This is a genomic window from Shewanella sp. JNE2 (assembly GCF_023159115.1).
GTDB classification, from domain to species: domain Bacteria; phylum Pseudomonadota; class Gammaproteobacteria; order Enterobacterales; family Shewanellaceae; genus Shewanella; species Shewanella putrefaciens.
This window is the reverse complement of the sequence record NZ_CP096169.1, coordinates 3,146,355-3,164,494: the sequence shown is the minus strand read 5'-3', so window position 1 is coordinate 3,164,494 and position 18,140 is coordinate 3,146,355. Positions and strand designations below refer to the sequence as shown.

Annotated in this window: 21 protein-coding genes; 9 read left to right on the top strand and 12 right to left on the bottom strand. The window is 42.0% G+C overall.

Features of this window, described 5'->3' with window-relative positions; genetic code table 11:
- The first annotated feature begins 37 nt into the window (after window positions 1-37).
- The 5 genes from trmB to MZ182_RS14130 all read left to right on the top strand — a co-directional run bounded on the left by trmB (window position 38) and on the right by MZ182_RS14130 (window position 4,370).
- Window positions 38-754, top strand: a complete 717-nt coding sequence (gene trmB / locus MZ182_RS14150; RefSeq protein ID WP_011788661.1) for a tRNA (guanosine(46)-N7)-methyltransferase TrmB — start codon at window positions 38-40, stop codon at window positions 752-754.
- A gap of 48 nt (window positions 755-802) precedes the next feature.
- Window positions 803-1,129: a YggL family protein gene (locus tag MZ182_RS14145; protein WP_011788662.1), complete on the top strand. Its 327-nt coding sequence runs from the start codon at window positions 803-805 to the stop codon at window positions 1,127-1,129.
- Window positions 1,129-2,043, top strand: a complete 915-nt coding sequence (gene glsB, locus MZ182_RS14140; protein ID WP_011788663.1) for a glutaminase B — start codon at window positions 1,129-1,131, stop codon at window positions 2,041-2,043. The genes MZ182_RS14145 and glsB overlap by 1 nt, the downstream gene beginning before the upstream one ends.
- Window positions 2,044-2,222: 179 nt before the next feature.
- Entirely contained in the window at window positions 2,223-3,044 is an 822-nt protein-coding gene (locus MZ182_RS14135) for a YggN family protein (protein ID WP_011919683.1), read from the top strand.
- A gap of 384 nt (window positions 3,045-3,428) precedes the next feature.
- The gene (locus MZ182_RS14130; protein ID WP_014611022.1) at window positions 3,429-4,370 is read left to right on the top strand and encodes a LysR family transcriptional regulator; all 942 of its coding nucleotides are present in this window, start codon (window positions 3,429-3,431) and stop codon (window positions 4,368-4,370) included.
- Between the two features lie 659 nt (window positions 4,371-5,029).
- Here MZ182_RS14130 and MZ182_RS14125 read toward each other — a convergent pair.
- The 8 genes from MZ182_RS14125 to MZ182_RS14090 form a co-directional block, all read right to left on the bottom strand.
- The gene (locus tag MZ182_RS14125; protein ID WP_248065809.1) at window positions 5,030-6,916 is read right to left on the bottom strand and encodes a DUF885 domain-containing protein; all 1,887 of its coding nucleotides are present in this window, start codon (window positions 6,914-6,916) and stop codon (window positions 5,030-5,032) included.
- A gap of 153 nt (window positions 6,917-7,069) precedes the next feature.
- Window positions 7,070-8,233, bottom strand: coding sequence for a radical SAM family heme chaperone HemW (hemW, locus tag MZ182_RS14120; RefSeq protein ID WP_248065810.1), 1,164 nt, complete (start codon window positions 8,231-8,233; stop codon window positions 7,070-7,072).
- Window positions 8,233-8,850, bottom strand: coding sequence for an RdgB/HAM1 family non-canonical purine NTP pyrophosphatase (gene rdgB, locus MZ182_RS14115; protein WP_011919679.1), 618 nt, complete (start codon window positions 8,848-8,850; stop codon window positions 8,233-8,235). The genes hemW and rdgB overlap by 1 nt, the downstream gene beginning before the upstream one ends.
- A gap of 110 nt (window positions 8,851-8,960) precedes the next feature.
- Window positions 8,961-9,395, bottom strand: coding sequence for a DUF4426 domain-containing protein (locus MZ182_RS14110; protein WP_011788669.1), 435 nt, complete (start codon window positions 9,393-9,395; stop codon window positions 8,961-8,963).
- A 77-nt stretch (window positions 9,396-9,472) separates the two neighbouring features.
- Window positions 9,473-9,763, bottom strand: coding sequence for a DUF167 family protein YggU (gene yggU / locus MZ182_RS14105; RefSeq protein ID WP_011788670.1), 291 nt, complete (start codon window positions 9,761-9,763; stop codon window positions 9,473-9,475).
- Window positions 9,763-10,311 carry a YggT family protein gene (locus tag MZ182_RS14100; RefSeq protein ID WP_011788671.1) on the bottom strand — a complete coding sequence of 183 codons (549 nt, stop codon included), beginning with the start codon at window positions 10,309-10,311 and terminating at the stop codon, window positions 9,763-9,765. The genes yggU and MZ182_RS14100 overlap by 1 nt, the downstream gene beginning before the upstream one ends.
- Window positions 10,312-10,357: 46 nt before the next feature.
- The gene (gene proC, locus MZ182_RS14095; RefSeq protein WP_248065811.1) at window positions 10,358-11,176 is read right to left on the bottom strand and encodes a pyrroline-5-carboxylate reductase; all 819 of its coding nucleotides are present in this window, start codon (window positions 11,174-11,176) and stop codon (window positions 10,358-10,360) included.
- A 180-nt stretch (window positions 11,177-11,356) separates the two neighbouring features.
- A complete protein-coding gene (locus MZ182_RS14090; protein WP_011788673.1) occupies window positions 11,357-12,055 on the bottom strand; it encodes a YggS family pyridoxal phosphate-dependent enzyme in 699 nt (232 codons plus the stop codon).
- 35 nt (window positions 12,056-12,090) lie between these two features.
- Here MZ182_RS14090 and MZ182_RS14085 point away from each other — a divergent pair, with 35 nt between their 5' ends.
- The 4 genes from MZ182_RS14085 (at window position 12,091) to hemH (ending at window position 15,974) form a co-directional block, all read left to right on the top strand.
- Window positions 12,091-13,128 carry a type IV pilus twitching motility protein PilT gene (locus MZ182_RS14085; protein WP_011788674.1) on the top strand — a complete coding sequence of 346 codons (1,038 nt, stop codon included), beginning with the start codon at window positions 12,091-12,093 and terminating at the stop codon, window positions 13,126-13,128.
- Between the two features lie 9 nt (window positions 13,129-13,137).
- Entirely contained in the window at window positions 13,138-14,250 is a 1,113-nt protein-coding gene (locus tag MZ182_RS14080; RefSeq protein WP_248065812.1) for a PilT/PilU family type 4a pilus ATPase, read from the top strand.
- Between the two features lie 138 nt (window positions 14,251-14,388).
- Window positions 14,389-14,928 carry a glutathione peroxidase gene (locus tag MZ182_RS14075; RefSeq protein ID WP_248065813.1) on the top strand — a complete coding sequence of 180 codons (540 nt, stop codon included), beginning with the start codon at window positions 14,389-14,391 and terminating at the stop codon, window positions 14,926-14,928.
- A gap of 32 nt (window positions 14,929-14,960) precedes the next feature.
- The gene (hemH, locus tag MZ182_RS14070; protein WP_248065814.1) at window positions 14,961-15,974 is read left to right on the top strand and encodes a ferrochelatase; all 1,014 of its coding nucleotides are present in this window, start codon (window positions 14,961-14,963) and stop codon (window positions 15,972-15,974) included.
- Window positions 15,975-16,042: 68 nt separating this feature from the next.
- Here the strand turns inward: hemH and ruvX are convergent, their stop codons facing one another.
- From ruvX to MZ182_RS14050, 4 genes are all read right to left on the bottom strand, one after another.
- A complete protein-coding gene (gene ruvX / locus MZ182_RS14065) occupies window positions 16,043-16,468 on the bottom strand; it encodes a Holliday junction resolvase RuvX (protein WP_011788678.1) in 426 nt (141 codons plus the stop codon).
- Window positions 16,469-16,499: 31 nt separating this feature from the next.
- Window positions 16,500-17,063, bottom strand: coding sequence for a YqgE/AlgH family protein (locus MZ182_RS14060; RefSeq protein ID WP_011788679.1), 564 nt, complete (start codon window positions 17,061-17,063; stop codon window positions 16,500-16,502).
- Window positions 17,064-17,175: 112 nt separating this feature from the next.
- Window positions 17,176-17,505, bottom strand: a complete 330-nt coding sequence (yciH, locus tag MZ182_RS14055) for a stress response translation initiation inhibitor YciH (protein WP_011788680.1) — start codon at window positions 17,503-17,505, stop codon at window positions 17,176-17,178.
- A gap of 165 nt (window positions 17,506-17,670) precedes the next feature.
- Window positions 17,671-17,985 (bottom strand): hypothetical protein, encoded by a 315-nt coding sequence (locus MZ182_RS14050; protein WP_011919670.1) that lies wholly within the window; start codon window positions 17,983-17,985, stop codon window positions 17,671-17,673.
- Window positions 17,986-18,140: the final 155 nt, after the last annotated feature.

Below are 18,140 nucleotides of genomic sequence, written 5' to 3'. Positions count from 1 at the left end.
TCTTTTATGATGGTGCTGTCCACTAGACGAGGCAAAAATGAGCGAAGTCACTACCGCTGAATTTAATGAAGAAGGCAAGTATCTGCGCAAGATCAGAAGCTTTGTCCTGAGAGAAGGTCGCTTAACTAAAGGCCAAGCCCAAGCTATTGAAAGCCAGTGGCCAACAATGGGTTTAGATTACAGCCCAGTGCCATTAAACCTTAGCGAGGTTTTTGGTCGTGAAGCCGATACTGTGCTGGAAATTGGCTTTGGCATGGGTGCCTCTTTAGTACAAATGGCAAAAGATGCACCGGAGCAAAATTTCATTGGTATTGAAGTACATAAACCGGGTGTAGGCTCTTGCTTAAGTGATGCTGCCATTGCCGGTGTGACTAATTTACGTGTATATCATCACGATGCCATGGAAGTATTAGAACATGCGATTGCTGACGGCTCATTAGCTCGAGTGCAATTGTTTTTCCCCGATCCTTGGCATAAAAAACGTCACCATAAGCGCCGCATCGTACAAGCTGAATTTGCCGAACTTGTTCGTAGCAAGCTAAAAATTGGTGGTGTGTTCCATATGGCCACTGACTGGGAAGAATATAGCGAGCATATGCTCGAGGTAATGAATGCGGCGCCCGGTTATAAAAACCAATCGGTCGATGACACCGTTGTGCCACGTCCTGATCATCGCCCACTGACAAAGTTTGAAGCCCGCGGCCATAGATTGGGTCACGGTGTATGGGATCTGATGTTTGAGCGTATCGTTTAATCACGAACTCAATTTTAGCTAATTTTAAACACAAAAGGGAAAATCACTATGGCAACTAATCGTAGCCGTCGTTTACGTAAGAAAATGCGCGTCGATGAATTCCAAGAGTTAGGTTTTGATATGACTTGGACTTTTGATGCATCTGTATCTGAAGCCGATATCGATGCAACGGTAGATAAATTTATCGACGAAGTGATCGAAGCCCGCAAATTAGGTTTTCACGGCGGCGGCCACATCGAATGGGAAGGCATTATCGCCACCCAAACGATTGGCAAATGTACCGAAGAAGATATTGCTGCAGTTAAGGCATTCTGGGCGACTCAAAAAGTGTCCCAGGTTGAAGTTAGCGAACTGTACGATATTTGGTGGGGTTAATGCCCGAGTTGGCATTACTTGAGGAAGTGGTCGAGAAAGTTCGACCCTTGCTCGGCCAAGGAAAAGTTGCAAATTATATCCCCGCACTGGCTAGCGTTGATGCTGGCAAATTAGGCATTGCCGTCACGACTGTTGATGGTGAAACTTTAGGTGCGGGCGATTACCTTGAGCCGTTTTCGATTCAAAGTATCTCTAAAGTTTTCAGCTTAACCTTAGCGTTAACTTTATATGAAGAAGCCGAAATCTGGAGCCGTGTTGGCAAAGAACCTTCGGGCCATTCCTTCAATTCTCTTGTTCAAGTCGAGTTAGAACGTGGCAAGCCGCGCAATCCCTTTATCAATGCTGGTGCGTTAGTGATTGCTGACTTATTGCAGAGCCGTTTAGGTGCGCCTAAACACAGAATGCTTGAGTTAGTTAGGCAACTCAGCCAAAACGATAAAGTGTGTTTTGATAAACAAGTGGCAGATTCAGAATATCAGCATAGTGCGCGCAATGCGGCTATCGCTTATTTGATGAAGTCGTTTGGTAATTTTCAAGGCGATGTTGATACTGTGCTGCGCACTTATTTTCATTACTGCGCCCTAAAAATGAATTGTGCTGATTTATCTAGGGCCATGTTGTATTTGGCGAATCGCGGCAAAACTGTGGATGGCACTGAGCTGATTTCTCAAGTTCAAACTCGGCAACTTAACGCTCTGTTGGCCACCTCGGGCTTATATGATGGCGCGGGTGAATTTGCTTATCGTGTTGGTATGCCTGGTAAAAGTGGCGTCGGTGGCGGTATTATTGCGGTTATCCCTGGCGAGTTGTCGATTTGTGTTTGGTCACCGGAGCTTGATGAGAATGGCAACTCACTTGCGGGTACTGCTATGCTTGAGCATCTAAGTCAGCGTCTTGGGCGCTCTATTTTCTAGCTTCCCTCGTTTTTATTAGCGCTATTAAGCTAAAACTAGCGAATTTCGCCATGTTAGCATTAGCGCTAACTTTTCTATATTCATCATAATCAATACGTTAAAAAGTTGGCGTATATCCTGCTATAGCTATTTAGTGGTGTAGGTCTATTGAATTTCTCAGATTAAAGGATTGTTAAAAAATGAACATAAATAAGCTATTAACTGGATGTGCATTATCTGGCGTTATTCTAGGATTATCAGGCTTACCGTTAGCGCAAGCGCAAACAGAACTTAAAATCGATGAACGTTGCGATGTGTCTTTAAATTATGATGTTAAGGTTGAGCCTAAAAAATTAGTCATGAGTGAGAAGGGGGCTGAGAAGTACCGTATAGAAGTTGATAAGTTATTTGTAGAAGGTAAGCAAGTTAGCTTAACCGACAAGCAGAAAAAATTGGTTACTCAATATGCCGATGAAGTGTCGACTCAAGTGCCTGAAGTGATCGAACTTATCAATGAATCGGTATCTCTTGCATCAAAAGCTGTTGGCATGGCGTTAACCCCATTAATGGGTGATGCGGCTGGCGCTAAATTTGATCAAATGATGGTTGGTGTACAAAAGCGGGTAGATACAATTGCTTACAAGCAGGGTGATAGTTTTTATTTAGCGGCCACAGAAGAATCGATGCAAAACACTTTTAATGATGAGTTTTCCCAAGAAATGGAACAAATTGTTCAAAATTCTATCGGGACTATTATGATGACACTCGGTAGTCAAATAATGTCGGCTAATGGTGATTCATTTGAGGCGAAGATGGATGCTCTTTCTAAAAAAATGGACAACTTAGGCCAGGATATTGAGCAACAAATTGAAAGCCAATCTAAGGGGTTGGAGGCTAAGGCGGATCGTTTATGTGATCGATTCGAAAATTTACTCGTGCTTGAAAATCAACTGCGTAAAGAGATACCTGCATTAGCACCTTATGCGTTGACGCAAAACACTGTCAATCAAGTACGCCAATAAAGCATTGTGTAAGTTTTATTTCTGTTAGCGCTCAATAATGATTCTGCCCTAATCACGGTAATCGTATTAGGGCTTTTTTATTTGAGGATCACGACAATAGAGGGATTTAACGAGAGTCGACTTGATAACTTGATGTGAATTAGCACGGAATGTTACATTCTAAAGGCTAATGTTTGATATACTCCTAAAATATAATGAAAAGCTGGCAATTCAGCCAGATATAACACTCTACTTCAGCGGACTTTTTCGGTCAAAATCTCTGCAATAAATGCTTTTGCTATGAGATATTAATGCAATAGTGAGCGTTTAACTGTGTTTGTGCTGCGCTCTTGCATTATACCGAAAGTTAATATCATTGTCGTAAACTGCTTAAGGCTACTTTCCATGCTAGAACTGTTAGAACCTATTGCGATTTTTACTCATGTGGCTAGAGCTGGTAGTTTTAGTGCCGCCGCAAGAAGGCTTGGGATCTCTAAATCTAAGGTCAGTACGCAGGTCGCCGATCTTGAACATAGACTTGGTGTTCAGTTAATACAACGTACTACTCGAAGCTTAAGCCTGACTGAAGCTGGGCATTTATTGTATCTGCAAGGTGAAGAATTGCTTCGTGATGCAGAGCAAGCGATTGCTAGTGTGCACAATTTAAATGATGCTACCCGCGGAGTACTGAAGGTTGGAATTTCACAATCTTTTGGTGCCATGCATATTATTCCAGCCTTACCGTCATTTATGGCAAAACATCCTGAGCTAGAACTACAAGTCAGTTTACTTGATCATAAAGTGGATGTGGTTAGCGAAGGATTAGATTTATTACTGACTATGTCTGAGCAGTTACCATTAGGCATGGTTGCCAGACCATTAATGAAATGCCAGTTCCTCTTGGTTGCCTCCCCTGATTATGTTGCTAAGCACGGTGAACCTACTCGTCCAGAACAATTAGTTGACCATAATTGTTTAGTTTACCAAGGTGAGTGGCATGAACACAGTATGTGGCAATTTAAGAAAGGAGATGATTACTGTGAAATTGGCGTCTCGGGTAATTTTAGAGTCGATAACGCTCCAGCATTAAAATCTGCTGCTATTAGTGGCTTGGGTGTTGTGTATTTGGCAAGTTATTTGATGGAAGATGAGATTACTAAGGGGACGTTAGTTCCTTTACTAAAAGATTGGCAATTAACTCACCATTTACCACTACAAGCAGTTTATCCTCGTCGTAAACATCTTGCGCCTAAAGTGAGTGCCTTTATTGAATTTATTAAAGACCATATAGGAAATCCACCCTATTGGGATATTCCCTATGCAGAACTGTTCAGTAAACGTCAGTAAAAATGGAAACATTGTTCTTGAAATTACCCTAATTAGTTTTGCATAAGATTGACATTCTATCTTTTTGTTTTTTATCAGTGGGTTGGGCTTTAGGTGTCCATGTATTTAAGTTCGGTTTTTTAGCGGTTACTAAAGTGAAAAACTGAAAGTAACTTGAACTCTGTTCTTATCTGAATACAATGGTGGCAGATGATCTGGGATTACCTGAGTCCTATACTTTTATTGGAAATGACCCCTTTCGATTTTGGTATACAGGTTGGCAGAAATGCAATTCTAGATCACCGCCAACAGTGGTTTGCGAACTAAAACAATGTTGGCTTTTAAAACCATCATCCTAGTTTTTGGTTTACCTCGGCTTACTCGGCTGAGGTAATTTTTTTATGATGGTTAAGTAATGGGGAAACGAGTTTTGTCTCTCTGTACCCTAAAGTCACACCGAGTATTAAGTTCTCGACGTTAATACATCAAATAAAGTGATCCACAGTGAGATAGGGTTTTATTACCGAATGGGTAATAAATCCAATAAAAAAGCCACGAAATCGTGGCTTTTTTATTGGTTGTGAACCGTCCTAAATAGCGTTGACACTTTTCAAACTCATTTTGGAGAGTGTGATGACTTTAAAAGGAAAGACGAAAACCGCCTCCCTTAGATACTAATATTAGGCTTTGTTGACGCTGGCAATCCATTGATCGACTTGCTCTTCTAGCACATCTAAAGGTAGCGCACCGTTTGCTAAGACTAAAGTGTGGAAATCTCGAATATCAAACTTATCACCTAGTTGTTTTTCTGCTTTATGTTTAAGTTCCAATAACTTAATCATACCAACCTTATATGCCGTGGCTTGCGATGGCATAACGATGTGGCGCTCGACCATTTTCACTGCATCGGATTTAGCATTGGGCGTATTATCCACGTAATAGGCTATGCCTTGTTCGCGGGTCCATTGCTTGGCATGGATACCTGTATCGACGACCAAACGACAGGCTCGCCATAATTCCATTGCTAAGCGGCCAAAATCAGAATAAGGATCGGCATAGAGTCCCATTTCTTTTGGGAAGGACTCGCTGTATAAACCCCAACCTTCAATATAGGCGGTATAGCCTCCAAATTTACGGAACTTAGGGATGTCTTTAAGCTCTTGAGCGATAGCAATTTGCATATGATGACCTGGAATACCCTCATGGTAAGCGAGTGCCTCCATTTGGTATTTGGGCATGGCTTTCATATCATACAGATTCGCGTAATAACTGCCGGGTCGAGAACCATCGGGGGCTGGTTGTTCATAAAAGGCTTTGCCAGCGGATTTTTCTCTGAACGCCTCCACTTGCTTGACTATCATCGCCGCCTTCGGTTTTACTTTGAACACTTCATCTAAACGCGACTGAATATTATCGATGAGCTTAGTTGCCTCTGTTAAGTAAGCAGCTTTGCCTTCGGCGGTATTTGGGTAGTAGAACTGAGGAGCATCGCGCATAAATCCAAAAAACTCCTGTAGAGAGCCCTTATAATGTACTTTTTGCATAATAGTGCGCATTTCATTATGGATACGCGTTACTTCTGCAATACCGAGTTCATGGATTTGATCTGCGGTCATATGTGTTGTCGTAGTACGAGCTAATGCATTGTTATAAAATGCGGCTCCGTTTGGCAGCTTCCAAACGCCATCTCGAGTATCAGCTTGGGCAGCTAAAGTTTCTATATAATGTATCAGTTGGTTATAGGCAGGTTTTACCTTATCCACAAGGGCTTTTTCTGCTCCTGTGATGAGCGTCTTTTTCTCTTTTTCCTGAATATCTAAGGCATTGACCTTTTTACTAAAATCAGCGAGAAGGGCACTGTCGTCACCTTTGTCAAAAGGTGCGCCTTTGATGATGTTTTGACTGTCGGATATGACATAACTAAAGACAAACTTAGGTGCAATAATGTTCTTTTCTGCTCTAATCTCCAGCGCTTTTTGTAATTGATTTAGGCGCTTAGGAACACCATTTAAACGACTAATATAGGCTTGGGCATCACTGATATTATTAATTTGGTGCTGGTTAATTAAAAATGATGCAATCATTGAATGACCACCACGCATTTGATTCACTGGGTAATTATGGTAACTCCATTGATAGTCATCTATATCATTTTGTAGGTTTTGCTTAAGTAGCTTAAGACTTAGCTGTGTTTGTGGATCTAACTTAGTTGCATCAAGTTGATTAACCTCCGCAAGCTGTTTTTTCGTACGGAGCAATTTTATCGCATCGGCCTCATCGCCTATGTCATCCCATTTATCATAATCCTGTTTGATCCCCATATAAGTCTGAGCAATGGGACTCGCCATAATGTTCTCCATAAAAATAGCTTCAAAGAGAGCATTGGCTTTTTCGGATTCTGTTTGAGTTGTGGATTGTGTCGGTTCACTGGCATTTAGATGTACCATTGCTGCCGGCGCAGCTTGTACCGATAAAGCCATTGCAGCCGATAGTGCTAGGGTGACTAAACTGATTTTAAGGTTTAGCTTTTGGGATCTTTCCGTATTTGTTGTCGTTGTTATTGGCATGATTTGGCTTCCCTAGGGTTAGATTATCTAATTCTAAAGAAGCCAAGCAAAAATGTGTGGATATTAATGTTAGAAAATGTGTTAGTCGTAAAAGCATTAACTTAGATGATTAACGGTCAAGTGTTTGAAATTAAGCTATTTTAACTTTTGATGCTAGCAGAATTGTGTCAGCAAATCGTTTACAAACATATGACCTTTAGGGGTTAATTGCCAATATTCCGCCGATTCGGTGAGTAAACCACGCTGTTTGGCTTTTTCCATTCCTTCGCTCAATGTTTCTCGATGTAAACCTGTCCGCTGTTCAAATTCTTGCTTAGGAATCGGCGTCATTAAACGCAGACGATTCATTAAATATTCGAGCGCTCTATCCTCCTCGGCAACTTCAGTCAGTTCGACAGTGTATTGGTTTGAACTCAAATAGCCTTTAGGGTGTTTAATTTTTACCGTGCGGATAATGCGATTTTGTTCTGGTAATGTCACTTTGCCATGGGCGCCACAGCCTATGCCTAAATAATCACCAAATTGCCAGTAGTTGAGATTGTGTCGGCATTGATAACCTGGTTTGGCATAGGCCGATATTTCATATTGCTCATACCCTAAGGCTGCCAGCCTTTGTTGCCCTTGTTCATAGATATGCCAGAGCGCTTCGTCATCGGGGAGTTGCGGCGGTTTTGAATGAAATAGGGTATTGGGTTCAATTGTTAACTGATACCAAGATAGGTGTGGCGGGTTCAGCGCCGCGGCGGTGTCGATATCGGCCATGGCTTCATCAAAACTTTGGTTGGGTAATCCATGCATTAAATCGAGGTTAAAACTTAAGTATTTTGCTTGGCTAGCTTTTTGGGCCGCGATTTTAGCTTCGTTTTGATCGTGAATACGTCCGAGTAAGTTGAGCTTATCCTTGGCGAAACTCTGCACACCGATAGATAAACGGGTGATGCCAGCAGCGCGGTAGGCACTAAAGTCATCGTGCTCTAAGGTGCCAGGGTTGGCTTCCATGGTGATTTCGATATTGTCACTAAAGGGAATTAGTGCATTGGCACCCTCGAGTATCCGCTTGATTTGTTTAGCATCAAATAATGATGGTGTGCCGCCACCGATAAAAATGGTATGGATTTGTCGACCTTGGACTAAATGCAGATCTTGACGTAAATCTTCCAGCAGGGCATCTACATAGGCCTCTTGTGGTAGCTCGCCATTTTGTCCGTGGGAGTTAAAGTCGCAATAGGGGCACTTTTGCACACACCAAGGAATATGGATATATAAGCTCAGTGGCGGTAATACGAGCGTTGGGGGTTGCATGGCACTCGATGACATTATTGCGTATTCCCGCCAGTCAAAATGCCCTGTGCTTTCATTGCTGCTAGAAGTTGAGTTAGGGCTTTGCCGCGGTGACTTAAGGCATTCTTTTCATCACTGCTCATTTCAGCGGCGCTGCAAGTATGTTGTTCAGGGATAAAAATGGGATCATAACCATGGCCATTCTCACCTTTTTGTTCAAAGCCTATATGACCTTCCCAGGATGCTTGGCAAATGATTGGAGTGGGATCTTTGGCATGGCGCATATATACCAGTACGCATTGGAATCTTGCCCTGCGAGGTGCTGGCTGGTCTTTTAACGTCTCAAGTAGTTTCAATACGTTGTCTTGATCTTTGGCATTTTCGCCCGCGTAACGTGCTGAATAAATGCCAGGAGCGCCTTGAAGTAAATCGACTTCTAATCCTGAATCGTCTGCAATGGCGGCAAGCCCCGTAATTTGTGCTGCATGTCTTGCTTTAATAATGGCATTTTCTACAAAAGTGGTACCAGTTTCAGCCACTTCAGTAACATTAAATTGATTCTGCGGTAGTACTTCTACGCCATAAACGGCAAGCATTTGTTCAAATTCGGCAAGTTTACCTTTGTTGCCACTGGCAAGAACGATCTGTTGCATGGGATACCTATATCGAGGGGCTATTGTTGCGAAGGCAATGATACCCAAGCCGATAATGAAAGGACAGTGAAAGGATAGGGCGATGCTTTATCGCCCTAGATTGATTTGAATTAATCGACGTAAAACTTTTGCTTAAACTGCAAGTTAGTATTGAGCTCGTTACCGTATTTTATGGCGATATTAAAGTGTATTTCTTGATTATCGCGATAAGGCACTTGGGCGATATAGTAAATAGCATTGCCTTCGCGGATTTCTTTAAATTTTAAATCAATTCTGGTATCGAGTAGATTTTTGGCAACGCCGGTAATTTCAACAGGAACTGCGGGCGAACCTGTTTCACTGACGTCCAATACCGCAATATTGACAATTCCTGTGTAACTGCTGCGTTCAATACCATAGGCCTTAGCTATACTAGGCGTGATAAAAGTGCTACCTAATGCCATGTAATGAATATCGAAATTACCAACAGTTTCTTTTTGCTCGGCGTTAGCGATACCGCAAAGACTTGCTGTTAAGGCTAGCATTGCGAGGAGTTGACGAAACATAACTGCATTCCTTCATGTTAGGTGTACTTAAATAGAGATCGTAAGACCTCGTGTTTATTTGGATGAATGTATAGGACTTATTCTAAAAGCTCACTCACTTCAGGTGGGATCAGTTTTGGGGTCACGATTCGGATTTGTTTATGGCGCCCAAGCTCACCTTTAATGATATACACATCACTCTTTGGCACTTTAAATGCCTTGGCTAAATATTTACTCAAATGAGCATTGGCTTTGCCATCTATCGGAGGGGCTGTTATCGCAACTTTGAGCTCATCACCATGGAGTCCAACTATCTGATCTCGGCTTGCTTTTGGCTGAATATATAAATTAAGCAGCAAGTCACCTTGCTGCTGGACGACTGCACTCATTAAATGACAGCCCAATAGGGGATATATTGAGCAAGTAACATGTTGATAAAGTTCATGCCAATAATCACCAACATGACAGATAAATCTAAACCACCTATCGGCGGAATAATGCGGCGCACTGGGGCAAGTAAGGGTTCTGTTAACTGATCCATCACCATCACAATCGGGTTATAACCTTGGTTAAACCAGCTTAAGATAGCTCGAATAATAAGCATCCAAAATAGGAGTACACCCGCTTTTTTGACCACAGAGACTAAGGCAAAAATAAGGAATAAGACAACGTCTATGCCTCCGCCGGCAATAAGACTAATCAGCAAAACTTTTACCATGACTACAATGAGGGCGAGCACAAAAGAAGCTGTATCGAAGCGTCCCATTGAGGGAAGTATTCGGCGCATTGGGGCGATAAGTGGATGAGTAGCCTTAACAATAAACTGGCTGAAAGGGTTATAAAAATCGGCTCTAGCCAGTTGTAGCCAGATCCGTAATATCACCACCATTAAATACAGATCAAATAGCGTGCTAATTAAAAAGGTCAATGCATTCATTGAGATTTCTGCCTATGTGAGTTCGATAAAAACGCGTGAATGAATATTAAAATGTTTTTGCCATTTCTTCTGCACGATTAATACAGTTTTCCATGGCTTTTTTTACTAAGCCGCGCATATTTGCAGCTTCAAATGTCGCAATTGCTTGTGCAGTTGTGCCACCCTTAGATGTTACATTTTCCCTTAGTTGCCCAAGATCAAGTTCGGGATTTTGTTTTGCCATCATAGCAGCGCCGAGCGCGGCTTGCTGTACTAACATTCTGGCTTTGTACTCATCTATGCCCATTTGTTTACCTGCATCTATCATTGATTCCATCAGCAGGAAAAAATAAGCCGGTGAGCTACCTGATAGAGCGATCACTTGATCTAATTCAGCTTCTTCATTTACCCAAACGATTTCGCCCCCGCTTGACATTAAACGATCGCAAATGGCTTTTTGATCAGTAGAAATGGCTTGAGGCGCATAAAGCCCTGTCATACCAACACCAATTTGCATCGGTGTATTTGGCATTGCACGGATAAGTGTAATGTCTTGTGCTAAATAGTCGCTATAACGCTGTGCTTTAACTCCTGCAGCGATAGTGATGACTAACTTTTTCGACATGTCGATAGCTTGTAATGCTTCGCATACTTGCTGCATTAGTTGAGGTTTCACTGATAGCACTATCACATCAGCGTTTTGGGCTGAGGATAAGTTGTCTTGAGAAACTAACACGCCAAAATCGGTTTGCAGTGCATCCAGTTTACCTTGACTAGGATTAGTCGCTTGGATGAGTTTAGCGGGATAACCGCTATGAATTAACCCGCTAATGATGCTGCGGGTCATATTGCCTGCCCCGATAAAGCAGATTTTCTGTTGTTCCATGTGATCCCCGTCAGTGAATTAACCGTTTAGCCGTAATTTATCCTGCTTGTTTTAAGCTTTAACGATTTTGGGATTAAAGTGATAGAGCCTAAACTTGACTCTCGCTATGCAATTATTGAGATAGTATTTGGGTATTAGCTTGTAAAAACAAGAGCAAAGCTGAGTTTATGAAGCTAAATCTTACTCAGCGTAGTGACGCTCACCAAAAATCGCACTGCCAATGCGTACCATAGTCGAGCCACATGCAATCGCGGTATCAAGGTCATTACTCATCCCCATAGATAGGGTATCAACATCAGCATAATGCTGTTTCAACTCATCGAATAATTGCTTTAGTTTAGTGAACTCTTGGCGTTGCAACGTTGAATTATCTGTAGCTGTTGGGATAGCCATCAGTCCCCTCAGTTTTAAATTAGGCAACTGCGAGATTAATTCTGCTAACGGCATCATTTGGTTAGCATCGATACCTGATTTTGTATCTTCATCACTGATATTGATTTGAATACAAACATTAAGAGGTGCCATGGATGTCGGACGTTGCTCGTTCAGACGAAGGGCAATTTTGTCCCGTGATACCGTATGCATCCAGTCAAAATGTTGAGCAACAATATTGGTTTTATTTGATTGAAGTGGGCCGATAAAATGCCATTCAATGTCCGGATAGTTTTTGCTTAGTTCAGTGATTTTTGCGGCGCCCTCTTGAACATAGTTTTCACCAAAGCAGCGTTGCCCTGCATGGTAAGCTGCGATTATATCTTCAATGGGTTTTGTCTTACTCACTGCAAGAAGACGAATATTGTGAGCTTGGCGAGCACATTTTTGCGCCGCTTGGGCGATCCTACACTGGGCGATTGCGAGTCTGTCTGCTATTGTTGTCATGATGTAATTATCTAGTTGCAAGGATATCCCAAACGATGGAAATCACTGAGTTATTAGCTTTTAGTGTAAAACACAAAGCCTCGGATCTACACCTCTCTGCAGGGATATCTCCCATGATCCGTGTTGACGGTGAAGTGAGAAAAATTAACCTACCAGCGCTCGATCATCGGGGCGTACACAGCTTAGTGTACGATATTATGAATGATAAACAGCGCAAGGACTTTGAAGAGCATTTAGAAATTGATTTTTCGTTTGAAGTGCCCAACTTAGCCCGTTTTCGTGTAAACGCATTTAACCAATCCCGTGGTGCCGCCGCAGTATTTCGTACCATTCCCAGTGATATATTGTCACTTGAACAACTTGGCGCACCGGAGATATTCAAAAAAATTGCCAGTTATCCGCGTGGTTTAGTGTTAGTCACTGGACCGACTGGCTCGGGTAAGAGTACCACACTTGCAGCAATGGTGGATTACATCAATGAAAACCGCCATGATCATATCTTAACCATTGAAGACCCAATTGAATTTGTCCATCCTAATAAACAATGTTTGATTAACCAGAGGGAAGTTCATCGGCATACACACAGTTTTAACGCTGCCCTCAGGAGCGCCTTGCGCGAGGATCCAGACGTAATTTTAGTGGGTGAGATGCGTGATCTTGAAACCATACGCCTAGCGATGACCGCCGCAGAAACTGGCCACTTAGTCTTCGGTACTTTACACACAACTTCAGCAGCGAAGACGATTGACCGTGTGGTGGATGTATTTCCTGCTGGGGAGAAAGACATGGTACGCACTATGTTATCTGAATCATTACAAGCGGTTATTTCACAGACGCTTATCAAAAAAATTGGCGGTGGCCGTGTCGCTGCACACGAAATTATGATGGGAACACCTGCAATTCGTAACTTGATCCGTGAGGACAAAGTCGCACAAATGTACTCTGCCATTCAAACTGGCATGGCTCATGGAATGCAGACTCTGGAGCAATGCCTGCAAAATTTAGTTAATCGTGGCCTGATCACCCGCGAAGACGCCATGTCGAAAAGCTCAAATAAACAAGCCACATTTTAAGGATTTATAATGGATGTACGTCCGTTTTTAAAAGTCATCGTTGAGCGTAAAGCCTCTGATTTGTTTATTACCGCGGGCTTTCCTCCCAGTGCAAAAATTGATGGCGAATTACGTCCCCTCGCCGAGAGTGCATTTACGCCTGCACAGTCTTTAGATTTTGTTGAGTCACTCATGACTGAAGCGCAGAAACAGGAATTTCACTCAACCCGTGAATGTAACTTTGCTTTTGCGGCAAAGGATCTCGGTCGTTTCCGGGTCAGCGCTTTTTGGCAAAGGGAATCACCAGGATGTGTTATGCGCCGGATTGAGACCAAAATTCCCGAAGTCGATGACTTAAAATTACCTCCTATTTTAAAAGATCTGGTGATGAGCAAGCGTGGGCTTATCATTATGGTCGGCGGCACAGGTACGGGTAAGTCAACCTCATTAGCAGCATTGGTTGGATACCGTAATGCCCATGCCCGTGGCCATATATTGACGATTGAAGATCCTGTTGAATTTGTTCACGATCATAGAAAAAGCATTATCACCCAACGTGAAGTAGGCATAGATACTGAGTCATTCGATGCGGCATTAAAAAGCTCCCTTCGTCAGGCACCCGATGTGATCTTAATCGGTGAAATTCGTACCCAAGAGACGATGGAATTTGCATTGTCGTTTGCAGAAACAGGTCATCTTTGTATGGCAACCCTACATGCCAATAATGCGAACCAAGCACTCGATCGGATTATGCACTTAGTGCCTGAGAGTAAACATCAGCAGTTACTATTTGATTTATCCTTAAATTTACGTGGTATTGTGGCGCAGCAATTGATCCCCAAAGTCGATGGAACGGGGCGCCGCGCCGCGATTGAAGTATTAATTAATACTCCAAGGGTAGCGAGTTTAATTGCCAAAAATGAGCTGCATTTACTCAAGGAAACCATGGCAAAATCGAATGAACAGGGGATGCAGACATTCGACCAAGCGTTACTGGAATTATATGTTGATGGTGAAATTAGTTATGCCGATGCCTTACACCATGCTGACTCACCAAACGATTTACGTTTGATGATCAAATTACAAAATAAAGAGCCTACTGGTTCAAGTTTTATGGAGGGCGTAACACTCGATATGGATTAAGGCTGTAGATTTAATCGACGGTTCAGATAAGTCGATTATTAGTCAGTGCTTACTATGAGCCTAACCCTAGCTTTTATTTTTAATTCAATATGATCTTTATCTCGAGCATTTACGTAATGCCAGATAAAGGAGAAAACGATGAATAAATTCACTCTAATATTAGCAGCGACAGCAAGCATCATCAGTGCGGGAGCCATGGCCACCACTTGCCCAAATTATCTCGATCTGGAAGTACGTAAATTACATTCAGAGGATAAAATTAATCTGTGTGAGTTGACTCAAGGTAAACCTGTATTGATCGTCAATACTGCCAGTAACTGTGGCTATACCTCACAGTTTAAATCCCTAGAAGCGATTAATAAGGAATATAAAGACAAAGGATTAGTTGTGATAGGTTTCCCATCGGATGATTTTTTTCAAGAAGAAAATGATGAGAAAGACACGGCGAAGGTATGTTACATCAATTATGGTGTGACTTTTACTATGTTGGCCACATCGCCGGTCCGAGGAAATGATGCAAACAGTGTATTTAAATACTTGGCCGAAAAAACGGGTGCGCCAAAGTGGAATTTCTATAAGTATGTTGTCAGTGGTGACGGTACAGTTGTACAGCAGTTCAATTCAAAAGTGAAACCCGATAGTGCCGAACTTAAACAGGCTATTGAATCGGTTCTTTAATTTTAATACGTTAAATTATTTAAGAGGCTGTTTTGGCTAAATTTTCAGGATTATCAAAAGACATTGGGCATGCAAAGCGCGGCAGGGTTGGTGTACTGTTACTTAATCTGGGTACACCAGATGCTCCAACAGCATCGGCAGTAAGACGTTATTTAGCTGAGTTTTTATCCGATCCTCGTGTAGTAGAAATCCCTAAATTAATTTGGATGTTAATTTTACATGGGATTATTTTGCGAGTTCGTCCGGCTAAATCGGCGGCTCTATACGAAAAAGTATGGACCCAAGCGGGTTCTCCTTTAATGGATATCAGTTTGCGCCAAACGGCAAAACTTACGGATAAGCTAGCATCTGAGGGAATAGATGTATCTGTGCATTTAGCCATGCGTTATGGAAATCCTTCGGTTGCCAGCACATTGCAAAATATGCACAAGCAAGGGGTTGATAAGATTGTTGTATTGCCTTTGTATCCTCAATATGCGGCGCCGACGACAGGCTCTGCTTTTGATGCGATAGCAAAAGAGTTATCCCAATGGCGTTATATTCCATCACTTCATTTTATTAATACTTATCATGACCATCCCGATTTTATTGAGGCTTTAGCTGAGTCAATTCGAGTTGATTTTGAAAATCAAGGCAAGCCTGAAAAACTGGTATTGTCATACCATGGTATGCCAGAAAGGAACTTGCATTTAGGTGATCCTTATTATTGTTTTTGTGCAAAAACTACACGCTTAGTAACTGAAAAGCTTGGATTAAGTCAGGATGAGTTTGTGATGACTTTTCAATCTCGCTTTGGTAAAGCTAAATGGCTACAACCTTACACCGATGCCACGATGCAAGCATTACCCAATGCGGGTGTTCGTGATGTTGCTATTGTCTGTCCGGCATTTAGTGCCGATTGCCTCGAAACATTAGAAGAAATTGTTGGTGAAAATGGCTATATTTTTACCGAGGCAGGAGGGAATAAGTTCCGTTATATTCCGGCACTTAACGATGATGATGCACACATTACTATGATGGCAAATCTTGTCAGGCCTTACTTATAACCTGACGTAGCTTAGACCTATGAAAATAAAAAAGGATAAGGCAACTTATCCTTTTCTTTACATTAGATCTAACGACCAAATTGATTCTCGAAATAGCTCTCGATGATAAGCACTGCAGAAACCGCATCTACTTGACCTTTCGTTAAGGCTTTAAAACCACCTAACTCAAACAATCTTGCTTTGGCATCTGTTGTCGTTAATCTTTCATCTTGAGTCACGATTTTTACCCCAAATTTAGCATTGATCCTATTGGCAAACTTACGGGCTCTGTGGGTCATGTCCTGCTCAGTACCATCCATATTAAGGGGTAAGCCAACAACAACGAGATCTGGCTGCCACTCTTTAATGAGATCCCCAATTTGATCCCAATTAGGAATGCCGTCTACAGCCTTGAGTGACAGGAGTGGTGTGGCACTGGCAGTGATTTCTTGTCCAATGGCGACACCGATACTTTTTGTACCAAAATCAAAGCCTAAAACAGTTTTAGTATTCATAGTATGACTAATTATTGGGAATTATTTAGGTTCAAGCGTGGCCTGCTTGTGCTGATACTTGCCAAGCATCGAATCCAAGTGAGCGACTCGCCTGTGGCCAACGGTCCTCATGTTTTACATCGAACAGCAGAGCATTTGTGGCTGGTATGGTAAGCCAGGAATTTTCAGCGAGCTCTTGTTCTAGCTGATGTTTACCCCAACCAGCATAACCAAGTGCTACGAGAAATTTATCTGGAGATCGCTTGCCTCCAATTGCAGTTAATACATCGCGAGAAGTGGTCAGCATTAGCCCTGAACCCAGATCTGTACTATTTGCCCAATAGGGTTGGGAGGTATGGAGCACAAATCCGCGATCCTGCGAAACTGGACCGCCCATTAATACTTGAGCGTTTTGTGCAATATCCGCAAAAACCTGCTCTGCAGGTAAATCCATTTGTTCTAAGAGTGAGCTAACTTCAATACCTAACGGTTTGTTGATTACTATTCCCATCGCTCCCTTGTCATCGTGCTCACATAAATAAATGACTGAACGCTCAAAAAAGGTATCGTCTAGTGAAGGCATTGCGATTAAAAAATGGTTTTGTAAACTCTCCATTAAAAACTCCGTTCAGGCCAATAGGCATTAATCTACAAGTCGAACTAAAAGCAGGATTATTGAAATTATTCATTTAAAATGATTAGCTTACTGGTTATTTTAGCCAGTATTGTTAACCACCAGCTAATTTCACCTTGTAGTTTTGTTTTTCGAGTAACAGTTTCAGTTGTTCTCGATTGTCAGTTTGTATCTCGATAGTGAAATCCTTAACTGTACCACCACAACCACATTGTTTTTTAAGGGTTTGAGCAAGGGTTTTTAGTGCCGTTTCATCTAACCCTAATCCTGAGATAATTGATACGCCTTTGCCTTTACGCCCCTTACTATCTCGGTGGATCCGAACTATACCATCTGATTCTGGTATTGCTTTGGCAGTTGATTCTGGGCTAATACGGCCTTTATCGGTACTGTACACTAAGGATACGTTAGGATCTGCTTTCATAAGTAATTTTCATTGGATGTCAGTGACGTTATGCGGCGGTAGTTTATCAAATTCGTTGGCGTTCGGGGAGGTAAAAAAAGACCACTTAAAGATTGACTGTAAGTGGTCTGGAGAAAATGCCAACTCTTTGCAGGGAGGTAAGCATATTTTTGAAAGTTAGAACCTTTAGAAGCGCTGAGCCACCATCACTATCAATGCTATTGCTGTAAGTAGAGCACAGGGCATGATATAGCGGTGCAACTTAGGCAGTGCAATCAAACACGCAGTTGATACAAATCCGAAAGCCGCCACAGTGGCGTAATTCGCGCCATTTGTGATGGCGTTAATGACTAACCAACTGAGTACCATTATCGGTAATATCAATAAACTAAAAGGCAAGTGACGTTTGATTTTTGTACTATTAACTTCAAGAGGCGCTTTTTGCGGAGCGATAAAAAATATCGCAGATGCAACAATAAATGCGCTAATAAACCAATACATATCATTCTCCTTTCGCCTTAATTGATAATCATTATCATCTACATGCTTGCTGAAGTCAAGCTGAATGAGCTATAGCTTTTCCACCAATTGAGTTGTAGAACAATCAATAGCTCTGTAAGCTAAATCTATAATCTCTGATGCTTGTATTTGTTCAG

Coding starts and splice junctions, on each gene's coding strand:
- hemW (WP_248065810.1), bottom strand. CDS start 8,233: ATGTCATCGAGTGCCATGCAACCCCCAACGCTCGTATTACCGCCACTG.
- ruvX (WP_011788678.1), bottom strand. CDS start 16,468: ATGAATACTAAAACTGTTTTAGGCTTTGATTTTGGTACAAAAAGTATC.
- MZ182_RS14080 (WP_248065812.1), top strand. CDS start 13,138: ATGGATGTACGTCCGTTTTTAAAAGTCATCGTTGAGCGTAAAGCCTCT.
- MZ182_RS14100 (WP_011788671.1), bottom strand. CDS start 10,311: ATGAATGCATTGACCTTTTTAATTAGCACGCTATTTGATCTGTATTTA.
- MZ182_RS14145 (WP_011788662.1), top strand. CDS start 803: ATGGCAACTAATCGTAGCCGTCGTTTACGTAAGAAAATGCGCGTCGAT.
- trmB (WP_011788661.1), top strand. CDS start 38: ATGAGCGAAGTCACTACCGCTGAATTTAATGAAGAAGGCAAGTATCTG.
- MZ182_RS14050 (WP_011919670.1), bottom strand. CDS start 17,985: ATGTATTGGTTTATTAGCGCATTTATTGTTGCATCTGCGATATTTTTT.
- MZ182_RS14135 (WP_011919683.1), top strand. CDS start 2,223: ATGAACATAAATAAGCTATTAACTGGATGTGCATTATCTGGCGTTATT.
- MZ182_RS14085 (WP_011788674.1), top strand. CDS start 12,091: ATGGAAATCACTGAGTTATTAGCTTTTAGTGTAAAACACAAAGCCTCG.
- MZ182_RS14060 (WP_011788679.1), bottom strand. CDS start 17,063: ATGGAGAGTTTACAAAACCATTTTTTAATCGCAATGCCTTCACTAGAC.
- MZ182_RS14090 (WP_011788673.1), bottom strand. CDS start 12,055: ATGACAACAATAGCAGACAGACTCGCAATCGCCCAGTGTAGGATCGCC.
- yciH (WP_011788680.1), bottom strand. CDS start 17,505: ATGAAAGCAGATCCTAACGTATCCTTAGTGTACAGTACCGATAAAGGC.
- yggU (WP_011788670.1), bottom strand. CDS start 9,763: ATGAGTGCAGTCGTCCAGCAGCAAGGTGACTTGCTGCTTAATTTATAT.
- rdgB (WP_011919679.1), bottom strand. CDS start 8,850: ATGCAACAGATCGTTCTTGCCAGTGGCAACAAAGGTAAACTTGCCGAA.
- MZ182_RS14110 (WP_011788669.1), bottom strand. CDS start 9,395: ATGTTTCGTCAACTCCTCGCAATGCTAGCCTTAACAGCAAGTCTTTGC.
- MZ182_RS14130 (WP_014611022.1), top strand. CDS start 3,429: ATGCTAGAACTGTTAGAACCTATTGCGATTTTTACTCATGTGGCTAGA.
- MZ182_RS14075 (WP_248065813.1), top strand. CDS start 14,389: ATGAATAAATTCACTCTAATATTAGCAGCGACAGCAAGCATCATCAGT.
- proC (WP_248065811.1), bottom strand. CDS start 11,176: ATGGAACAACAGAAAATCTGCTTTATCGGGGCAGGCAATATGACCCGC.
- MZ182_RS14125 (WP_248065809.1), bottom strand. CDS start 6,916: ATGCCAATAACAACGACAACAAATACGGAAAGATCCCAAAAGCTAAAC.
- glsB (WP_011788663.1), top strand. CDS start 1,129: ATGCCCGAGTTGGCATTACTTGAGGAAGTGGTCGAGAAAGTTCGACCC.